The organism is Chitinophaga sp. (genome assembly GCF_036566945.1).
In the GTDB taxonomy this organism is placed as follows: domain Bacteria; phylum Bacteroidota; class Bacteroidia; order Chitinophagales; family Chitinophagaceae; genus Chitinophaga.
On the sequence record NZ_DATCVJ010000363.1, the window covers coordinates 1 to 8,190 of the forward strand.

Annotated in this window: 6 protein-coding genes; 1 reads left to right on the plus strand and 5 read right to left on the minus strand. The window is 45.4% G+C overall.

Annotated elements, in window-relative coordinates; genetic code table 11:
- Positions 1 to 22: 22 nt before the first annotated feature.
- On the minus strand, positions 23 to 1,513 hold the full coding sequence (locus VIP81_RS10685; protein WP_331959688.1) for an ATP-binding cassette domain-containing protein: 1,491 nt from the start codon (positions 1,511 to 1,513) through the stop codon (positions 23 to 25).
- A 93-nt stretch (positions 1,514 to 1,606) separates the two neighbouring features.
- Between VIP81_RS10685 and VIP81_RS10690 the strand changes: the two genes are divergently transcribed.
- Positions 1,607 to 2,050 carry a GNAT family N-acetyltransferase gene (locus VIP81_RS10690; RefSeq protein WP_331959691.1) on the plus strand — a complete coding sequence of 148 codons (444 nt, stop codon included), beginning with the start codon at positions 1,607 to 1,609 and terminating at the stop codon, positions 2,048 to 2,050.
- A 204-nt stretch (positions 2,051 to 2,254) separates the two neighbouring features.
- Here the strand turns inward: VIP81_RS10690 and VIP81_RS10695 are convergent, their stop codons facing one another.
- The 4 genes from VIP81_RS10695 to fabF all read right to left on the minus strand — a co-directional run bounded on the left by VIP81_RS10695 (position 2,255) and on the right by fabF (position 7,973).
- Complete coding sequence (locus tag VIP81_RS10695; RefSeq protein WP_331959693.1) at positions 2,255 to 3,085, minus strand: DUF6048 family protein; 831 nt, start codon at positions 3,083 to 3,085, stop codon at positions 2,255 to 2,257.
- On the minus strand, positions 3,045 to 3,524 hold the full coding sequence (locus VIP81_RS10700; protein ID WP_331959696.1) for a DUF6452 family protein: 480 nt from the start codon (positions 3,522 to 3,524) through the stop codon (positions 3,045 to 3,047). Before VIP81_RS10700 ends, VIP81_RS10695 begins: the two co-directional genes overlap by 41 nt.
- 25 nt (positions 3,525 to 3,549) lie before the next feature.
- Positions 3,550 to 6,429 carry an excinuclease ABC subunit UvrA gene (gene uvrA / locus VIP81_RS10705; RefSeq protein WP_331959699.1) on the minus strand — a complete coding sequence of 960 codons (2,880 nt, stop codon included), beginning with the start codon at positions 6,427 to 6,429 and terminating at the stop codon, positions 3,550 to 3,552.
- 281 nt (positions 6,430 to 6,710) lie between these two features.
- Entirely contained in the window at positions 6,711 to 7,973 is a 1,263-nt protein-coding gene (fabF, locus tag VIP81_RS10710; protein ID WP_331959702.1) for a beta-ketoacyl-ACP synthase II, read from the minus strand.
- Positions 7,974 to 8,190: the final 217 nt, after the last annotated feature.

The following is an 8,190-nucleotide window of genomic DNA, read 5'->3' on the forward strand; positions in this document are numbered from 1 at the left end:
CTGAGAAAGACAAAAACTCGCGTTAGATCATTTCCCCTTTATTCAGGCGTATAAATTTATCTACGCAGTCCGGCAGTTCATCTTCATAATGCGTTACAAAAATGAGGGTAACGGGCATATGTGCGCAGAGCTGTTCTATCACTTTTTTGAAATGCAGTTTTTGTTGTGCATCCAATCCCTGGCAAGGTTCATCAAAAATCAGGAGCGGTGGATTTTTTACCAGTGCCCGGGCCAGCAGGGTAAGGCGTTGGGCGCTTTCCGGTACCTGTTTGAACGGAGTGGTTTCATGTTCGGCTATATTGAGAACGCTCATCCAGTCGCGGGCAATTTGTTGTTGTGCCGGGGTAGCTGGTTTGGTGCTGCCTATTACGTCGGAAAAACCGGAGCATACCACCTGCAGGCAGTTATCACGGGAGGTAAAGTACTGGTGGAGCTCAGGAGATACGAAACCTATTTTCTTTTTAATATCCCAGATGCTTTCCCCGGTGCCGCGTTTGCGGTCAAAGAGCCATAATTTATTGGCATATGCCTGTGGGTTGTCGCCATTCACCAAACTGAGCAAAGTAGATTTCCCGGCGCCGTTAGGTCCCAGCAGGGCCCATTTATCGTTTGGTTTTACGGTCCAGTTGATGCCATTCAGAATGGTGTTTTCGCCATATTTAATATGGATATCTTCCATTTTCACGATGGTATCGAACTGGTTATGGGTGCTGTTTTGAACCAAAGCCGATATTTTATCCGCTTCCATTTCAGGGAGGGAAATATCTACGGGAGCAGGTAAAGGTAGCTGGATGAATTCACTGCGTGTATACTTGCCTGTTATAGCGCCGTTTTCCAGGGTGAGTACGTGTGTAATATGATCCGGGATTTCATTGGGGGCGGTGGCCAGTACTACGGTGGAACCGCCGGCAATGATTTCATTGATCATATGGCTGAAATCTTTCCGGGCCTGTACATCCAATCCTATGTAGGGATTATCCAGCATGAGCAGTTGTGGTTGCTGAAGCAGGGCGCGTGCAATCATGACCCGGCGGGTTTCGCCATTGGATAATTTGATGAGTCGTTTTTCCATCAGCGGCGCAATGCGCAGGGGCTGCACGAGCGCGGGCACGGCTGTAATTTCCAGGTATTCCATCACCGTAGGGGAATTATCGGCATCCATGCTATTGAAGCGTTGCTGATAATAGAAATCAGTAGTAGTGTTGGAAAGATTGCGGAAAGTATGATGATGGCCAACCATGGATACCAGGTTGCGGTAGTTGAACCAGGGATCTGTAATTGTATGCCGGCTGCAATAGTCGTCATAAAAATGATAGTGGATACTCCCGTTGATGATATTGAATTTACCGAGTACGGTATTCAGCAAGGCGGTTTTACCGGAGCCACTGGGGCCGGTAATCGCCCATTGTTCTCCTTTATTAATCTGCCAGCTAAGGGTATCGAATAATGTTTTGTCGAGATACCTTACGGTAATATGTTCCATGGAAAGGAACGGTGTTTGCTTATCTGTCATAATTTGGACGATTGGGCTAAATATTCATCTGTCAGGTATAAAATTAGCAGTATTATTGAAAGCTTCCTGTAAATTTATGACAAATATGAGGGTATGATTTGGAAGATAAAATCCTTTGAGGAGCTAACTACTGCGGAACTCTATGCCATCCTGCGTTTGAGAAGCGAAGTATTTATCATTGAGCAAAATTGTGCCTACCAGGACCTGGACAATTCGGATCAGAAAGCATTGCATTTAATGGGAACAGCGGAGAGTGGTCAGCTGCTGGCATATACCCGTATTTTTGCGCCTGGTATTAAGTTTACAGAGGCTTCTATAGGAAGAGTGGTGACTTCTCCGCTGGCCAGGGGTAAAGGTGCCGGCAGGGAATTAATGGAGCGTTCTATATCGGAGCTACAGCAACATTATGGTAAGATACCTATCAAAATAGGCGCGCAGCAATATTTACAGCGTTTTTATACTTCATTGGGTTTTGAACAAACCAGTGATACGTATCTGGAGGATGGGATTCCTCACATAGAGATGTTACGCGGATAGTGCGATTTTTTGTCTTTGTTCAGGATTATACTGATTTAGATGATTTCCCAGATTTTTATTCTTTTGATTTTTTGATTAGAAAAGATTAGCGAAGATGAATGCGGATACCACATTTATCTTCGCTAATCTTTTCTAATCCTGAAAAAATAAAATCTGGAAAATCATCTAAATCAGTATAATCCTGAACAAAGACAAAAAATCGCGTTATCGTTTCGGTATTTTTTTCGCTTTCGTTTCCACTTTAGGTGCATGTTCTTTTATACGATAGAAAGGTAGCACATAAGAAATGGTGTACTGCACATCAAACACAGATCGTTTGCTGCCGTTACCAAAACCCGGTATCACCAGTGGGGTGATTTCATCTGTTTTCACATTATTGATCAGGATCCGCTCCCGTATATTCCAGCCCATAAAGAAGTTCTTTAACACTTCTGCTTTCAGGCCCACCAGCAACTCTACCCAATGTGCATTTGCATTTGTTCTGGGAATACTACCGGTGAGATGATCACCCCAGTAGGTATTCTTGATGGTATAAGAGGGCACCTGGTAGGTGAAATGAGAGAATCCATAACGGATACCGCCATAGAACATATTTTTCTCCGCCCGGTATTGTCGTTTCAGGAAGTTATAGTCTACCCCCAATGTTACAAATACGCCGTTGCCTTTATAGGTGTAATTGCTATCGCTGTAGGGCGTATTGGCATATCCACCTTCGAAGGCGGCATATAGATTACTGTTAATACGGGCATCTGCTACTACCGTTATTTCTTTTCTATAAGGGTAGTAGATAGCGGAAACAATCCGGCTAAGATCCAGTCCAATCCGCACACCACCGGGAATGTACCAGGAGCTGTCGATATGCGGAACGATGATTTTTTTAGCAGTATCGGCCACCATTTTGTGGGTGGTATCTGCTTTGATGGTTTTGTGCAGGCTATCCACTTTCGTGGCTGCTGGCTTGTTTTGAGCCATAGCAGCAACGGAGAGCAGGATACTACTGCTGCACACGGAAATATAAAAGAATATGCGTGTCATTGCTGCTGGTTACGGACTTATTATTAATCTGGAGATAGCTAATGGTATGCGTGGTGGTGATGGCGGTATCCAGGTTGAAGTAGGTACCAAATCCACAGCCAGGTGATATGAAATGTTTGGTACGGGAATACCGGAACGTGATAGTATCTGCTACGGCTGTAGAATCTACTTTCACATAAAACCGGCAACTGTCGTCTACCGGAGACAGCTGAAAGTACATATCTGTCAGCGCCTGATTTTTATAAATCGTATCTCTGCCAAGTGCGTAGGCGGTTACCCAGGGCATAAGAGTGTCCGTGAGAATCAGGGCACTGTCGCGCTTGAAGTGGGTATGCAGATTGTTGCTCAAGGTTTGATCGCATACTTTCGTTTCATTTTCGCAGGCAATGAAGCCGGCGAAAATGAAACAAACGAGTAATATCTGGTAAATACTTTTCATTGATTGCTTACAAGTTGGCAAGATATTAAATTCCCAGCTCCTTTTTGAGGAATCGGGCGGTATGACTTTCTTTACAGGTGCTTACCTGTTCCGGTGTACCGGTACATAAAATGGTACCGCCACCGCCACCGCCTTCCGGCCCGAGGTCTACTACATAGTCTGCCATTTTGATAACATCCAGGTTATGTTCTATCACCAGTACCGTGTTGCCACGGTCTACCAGTTTATACAGCACTTTCAGGAGTAGTTGTATATCCTGGAAATGCAGTCCTGTAGTCGGTTCATCGAGGATATAAATGGTTTTGCCGGTATCTTTCTTGGAAAGCTCGGTGGCCAGTTTTACCCTTTGTGCTTCGCCTCCGGAGAGGGTTACGGCCGATTGTCCGAGGGTGATATAACCCAGTCCTACGTCCTGCAGGGTTTTTATTTTACGGTAAATCCAGGGTACCGGCTGGAAAAATTCCACGGCTTCATCTACGGTCATGTCCAGTACGTCGGAAATGGATTTGCCTTTGTAGCGTATTTCCAGTGTTTCGCGGTTATAACGTCTGCCGTTACACTTTTCGCAATGCACATATACATCCGGGAGGAAGTTCATTTCTATCACGCGCATGCCGCCGCCTTCACAAACATCACAACGACCGGTTTTTACGTTGAACGAAAAACGGCCGGCATTATATCCCCTGATTTTAGCTTCCGGTACGGAGGCGAAGAGGGTTCTGATGTCGGTAAAAAATCCGCAGTAGGTGGCCGGGTTGCTGCGTGGTGTGCGGCCAATGGGCGACTGATCTATTTCTATTACCTTATCTATAAACTCCAGTCCTTTGATGCTTTTATAGGGCATCGGTACCATTTTGGAGTCATAGGCATGTTTAGAAAGAATGGGATACAGGGTTTCGTTGATCAGGGTAGATTTACCGCTGCCGGAAACGCCGGTTACACAGATGAAAGTGCCGAGTGGCAATTTCAGGTTTACATTCTTCAGGTTGTTGCCGGAAGCGCCTTTCAGCTCCAGGTTGTTGCCATTGCCTTTGCGGCGTTGGGCAGGTATTTCCGAGGCTGTTTTGCCATTCAGATATCCGGCTGTGGGTGTATTGAGTTTGAGTATTTCTTTAGGAGTGCCTTGTGCAATGATTTGTCCGCCGTGAATACCAGCGCCGGGGCCAATATCTACGAGGTGATCGGCGTGCAGCATGATGTCTTTATCGTGTTCCACTACAATCACCGTGTTTCCCATTTCCTTCAGGTTGCGGAGGGCGTCTATCAATTGCATGTTATCGCGTTGATGCAGTCCTATACTGGGTTCATCCAGGATATAGGTGATCCCCATCAGTTGCGATCCGATCTGTGTAGCTAGTCGTATGCGCTGTGATTCGCCACCACTGAGGCTTCGGGTAGGGCGGTTCAGGGTAAGGTAATTGAGTCCTACGTTGAGCAGGAATCCCAGTCGTTCGCGGATTTCCTTCAGGATATCTTTGGCGATGGCATTTTGTTTTTTCTCAAGACGATCTTCAATATTACCAAACCAGGCCAGGAGCTTATCCAGGTCCATGTTGCCGAGTTCGGAGATATTTTTTTCATCGATCTTAAAGAACAGGCTTTCCTTTTTCAGGCGGGCGCCATTACATTCCGGACAGGTGCTGAGTTGCATAAAGCCTTCTGCCCAGCTGCGTACGTGATCGGAAGAGGTGTCGTTAAAATAACGTCGTACCATATTCACTACCCCTTCGTATTCGGTAGCATATTCTGTATTACCGCTGCCTTCATCGTAGTTCATATCTACTTCCAGTTTCCCGTTTTCATCGCCAAACAACAGTACGTTGAGGGCTTTTTGCGGGATTGCAGAGATGGGGGCAGTTAAAGAGAATTTATATTTTTTGGCGAGTTGCTGTACCTGTTTAAAGGTAAAGGTATCGCGGGCTTCGCCCAGTGGTTTGAGGCCTCCGTCGGTGATGGATATGTTGTAATCGGGAATGATTTCGTCCATATTGATCTGGTAAATGGTACCAAGACCTTTACAGCGCGGGCAGGCGCCATAGGGAGAGTTAAAGGAGAAGGTGTTGGGACTGGGCTCTTCGTAGGAAAGGCCGGTATCTTCACACATCAGTTGTTTACTGTACTGACTTACCTTATTGGTATCGTGGTCCATGATAAACAGCAGCCCTTTGCCCATGGTGAGGGCTTTTTGTACACTTTGACTGATACGGGTGCGGGCATCTTCCTGCACCTGTATGCGGTCTATTACCAGTTCAATGTCGTGGATTTTGTACCGATCCACCTGCATTCTTTCTTTCAGGTCCTGTATTTCCCCGTCTACGCGTACTTTGAGGTAGCCTTGTTTGCGTACCTGTTCAAACAGTTCCCGGTAATGGCCTTTACGTCCGCGTACGAGTGGGGCGAGGATGGCCAGTTTTTTATTTTTATAGTTTTTGAAAAGATGCGCCAGTATTTCTTCTTCCGAGAAGCGCGTCATGGGTTTATTGGTATTATAGGAGTAGGCGGTTCCGGCGCGTGCGTATAACAGGCGTAGGAAGTCATAGATCTCCGTAATGGTACCAACCGTAGATCGCGGATTTTTATTGGTAGTTTTCTGTTCTATAGAAATAACGGGCGAAAGACCGGTGATTTTATCTACATCAGGCCTTTCCATATCGCCGATAAACTGACGGGCATAAGCGGAAAAGCTTTCCATATAGCGGCGTTGTCCTTCTGCATAAATGGTATCAAATGCTAATGATGATTTACCACTGCCGCTGATGCCGGTGATGACTACCAGCTTATTTTTGGGCAACTCCAGGTCCAGGTTTTTCAGGTTATGCTCCCGTGCGCCAAAGATGGCTATTTGTTCATCTGCCGGGGCTTGCGCAACGGAAGTAGCGGGTACATTCTCTTTTTTCTTTGCCATAATATTAAACTACTAAGCTACGGCATAATTGGGAATTTTGAGGACTTGGGTTGCTAAGTTTTTTAGCGAAAGGGATCGCCTTCGGCGATTGTCTTCATCAGGATTTTGCGGATTAACCGTGATTGTTCTGATTTTCCTGTGTTTTGTTGTTAAATATTTCGGGGAGATAAAAACCGGATATTCCGTTTCTATCTCCCCGAATCTTATAAAATTAAAATCAATATAATCAGCAAAATCAGTTTAATCCTGATGAAGACAATCGCCGAAGGCGATCCTTTCGCTTAAGCTTTATATTTTTTGAATACTACGATCGCATTATGTCCTCCAAAACCAAATGTATTGCTCATGGCCACGTTTACCACACGTTTTTGTGCAGTACCGAGAGTCAGATTCAGATTGGTAGGGATACCTTCACCCAGTACGGAGGTGTTGATGGTAGGAGGAACGATATCTTCCTGCGTAGCTTTGATGCAGGCAATGGCTTCAATAGCGCCGGCAGCTCCAAGCAGGTGACCTGTCATGGATTTGGTAGCACTGATATTGAGTTTTGGTGCATGGTCGCCGAAAGCAGTAACGATGGCTTTTAATTCACTGAGATCTCCTACTGGTGTGGAAGTAGTGTGGGAGTTGATATAGTCTACGTCGGTGGTAGCAATTTCAGCATCTTCCAGCGCCTGTTCCATTCCTAAGCGTGCGCCCATTCCTTCCGGATGGGTAGCAGTGAGGTGGTATGCATCGCAGGTCATGGCACCGCCAATCATTTCACCATAAATGGTAGCACCTCTGGCAATAGCGTGTTCATATTCTTCCAGGATGATAGCGCCGGCGCCTTCGCCCATTACGAAGCCATCGCGTTCAATGTCGAACGGACGGGAAGCATGGGTAGGGTCTTCATTGCGGGTAGACAATGCTTTGAGGGCATTGAAACCAGCAATACCTGCACGGGTAACCGGTGCTTCAGAACCACCTGCTACAATAGCATTGGCTTTACCAAGACGGATGTAATTGAAAGCATCTACCAGTGCACTTGTAGAAGAAGCACAGGCAGAAACAGTACAGAAGTTAACACCCATGAAACCATATTTCATAGCTATCTGACCTGCTGCAATGTCACATATTAATTTAGGTATAAAGAAAGGGTTGAACTTAGGCACAAAGTTAGCCTGCGTAAATTCAACGATCTGTTCCTCGAACGTGAGCATGCCGCCATTGCCGGAAGCCCAGATCACACCTATTTTAGTTTTGTCAATTTCTGCATTGTCAAGACCAGCATCCAGTACCGCTTCCTGCGCAGCCGCCATAGCGTACTGAGTGAAACAATCCATTTTGCGGGCTTCCTTCTTTTCCATATATTTTTCCACCTCAAACCCTTTCACTTCACAGGCGAATTTTGTCTTAAACTCTGTGGTGTCAAATTTAGTGATGGGACCTGCGCCACTTACGCCGGCCTTCATATTGTTCCAAAAAGTATTTACATCATTCCCGATAGGTGTTAATGCTCCCAAGCCGGTAACCACAACCCTTTTCAGTGTAACAGTACGCATATTTTTTACTTTAATAAAAAAAGTTAGAGCGCAAATTTAGTTACTTATTGTTATGATTAAGCATATTCATTAAGATAATATAATATAACTTTTATGATCTTGCGTCAAAATCTAGTGTGGGAGCGGATTTGCGTGGAGTGGCAGATAGGAACTGACAGTTCTCTTACTAAAAGAATTACGAATTTCAAATTACGAATTACGGATTTGTGGGTAGATA